1 protein-coding gene and 1 pseudogene are annotated in these 1,533 nt (G+C 78.8%); one reads left to right on the top strand and one right to left on the bottom strand.

Annotated elements, in window-relative coordinates:
• A pseudogene (locus EAO70_RS37040) lies at positions 1–427 on the top strand (SWF or SNF family helicase); the annotation flags it as partial.
• Here the strand turns inward: EAO70_RS37040 and EAO70_RS37035 are convergent.
• A complete protein-coding gene (locus EAO70_RS37035; RefSeq protein ID WP_148007155.1) occupies positions 420–1,166 on the bottom strand; it encodes a hypothetical protein in 747 nt (248 codons plus the stop codon). The pseudogene EAO70_RS37040 and the gene EAO70_RS37035 sit on opposite strands and share 8 nt — an antisense overlap.
• Between the last annotated feature and the right edge of the window lie 367 nt (positions 1,167–1,533).

Genomic DNA, 1,533 nt, shown 5'->3' with positions numbered 1-1,533 from the left:
GCCGCCGACGGTCGCGCAGGACGCGGCGCGGCTCGCCGCGGACTCCCCCGCTCCGTGGATCACGGCGCGGCTCGCCTCGGGTTCCGGCCGATCGCGCGCGGAGCTGGACCTCGCCACGCGCGCGTGGCGGTTCGGAGGCGCCGCCGCCCTCGCCGTACTGGAGGAGGAGTGGACGCCGGACGCCGAGGCTCTCGCCTGGGCGGGCGCGCGGCTCGCGGAGGCCTGGGAGGACGACGACCGTCCGGTCCTCCGACGGTCGGCGGGTGCGCGCTGGACGGTGGTGGGGGCGGAGGCGCAGCTGCGGCTCGGCGAGGACGGGCGCTGGTGGCCCTATCTGAAGGCCGGTGCCCGCTGGTCCCCCGCCGGGCCCGCGGACCGTGACCCGGCGACGGCGCTGGCGACGGCCCTGTCGTCCGCGGCTACTTGAGCGGCCGGCTGAGGGTGCCGCCGCCGGTGGCGGCCAGACTGCAGGCGACGGCGTCCGAACCGAGGAGATAGCTCGTCCGGTACGGGTACTGGACGAAGGTGGTCCAGCGCGTACCGAGCGGCTGCCGTGCGGCCTTTCCGCGCAGCGGCACGCGGCAGAGCAGCGCGGCCGCCTCGCGGATCGCCGTGTCGGTGGCGTGGCGGCCGGTCAGCCGGAGGCGGGCGACCATCTCGGCGTGGTGCGGCGTGTCGCAGGCCCGGCGGACGGCGGTGCCCGGCGCGCCGCGGTCGATGTCGAAGCACTCGCCGACGCGCAGCGCCTCGAACGCGACCGGGCGCGGCGATGTGCCGCCCTGCTTCGCCGGTCGGGTCCGGCGGGGCGCGGCGGTGGTGTCACCGCTCCGGGTGGGTGTCGAGGACGCCTTCCGGGGGTCGCCCGTCCGGCGCGGGGTGGTGGTACGGGTCGGTGTGGCGGCCGCGGACCCGGATGCGCCTGAGGTCGTCGGGACGGCCGTGTGGCCGCCGTCCGTCGCGGTGCCGGCCGTGCCCGGGGCGGTCGGCATCAGGCCGGCCGGCGGGGTGGTCTCGGCGGGGCCTCCGTCGGACCCGACCGGTGACGGCACGCCGATCCGGTCCCCGCCGGGCCGCTCGGCCGCGGACGGGCCCGGCTCGGCCCCGCCCCGCGCGGCGACGAACGCCGTCGCCACGAGCGCGGCGACGAGCAGGGGGACGAGCGGCACGCCGAAGCGCCGGGCGCCCCTGGCGGCGGGTCCGGGACGGGGAGCGCCGAGGCGGACGAGACGGGGCGACCAGCCGGTGTCGGTGCCGGGGCGGTGGTCCGCACCGGGACCGGGGTCCCTGAAGGGGGCCGCCGAGCCGGGTCGGCCGGACGTCTCGGGTATACGGGAGCTTTCGGACGCGGCCGAGGGGACGGACGGACCGGGCGTATCCCGGTGGCCGGACTCGCCAGACTGACCGGGGTCGCCGGACTCGCCGGACCTGTCGGTCTGGCGAGTCCGGCCACCGGGATACGCCCGGTCCGTCCGTCCCCTCGGCCGCGTCCGAAAGCTCCCGTATACCCGAGACGTCCGGCCGACCCGGCTCGGC

It is taken from the genome of Streptomyces sp. adm13(2018) (assembly GCF_008042145.1).
In the GTDB taxonomy this organism is placed as follows: Bacteria; Actinomycetota; Actinomycetes; order Streptomycetales; family Streptomycetaceae; genus Streptomyces.
The sequence above is the reverse complement of the archived record's forward strand: the minus strand, read 5'-3'. Positions and strand labels throughout refer to the sequence as shown.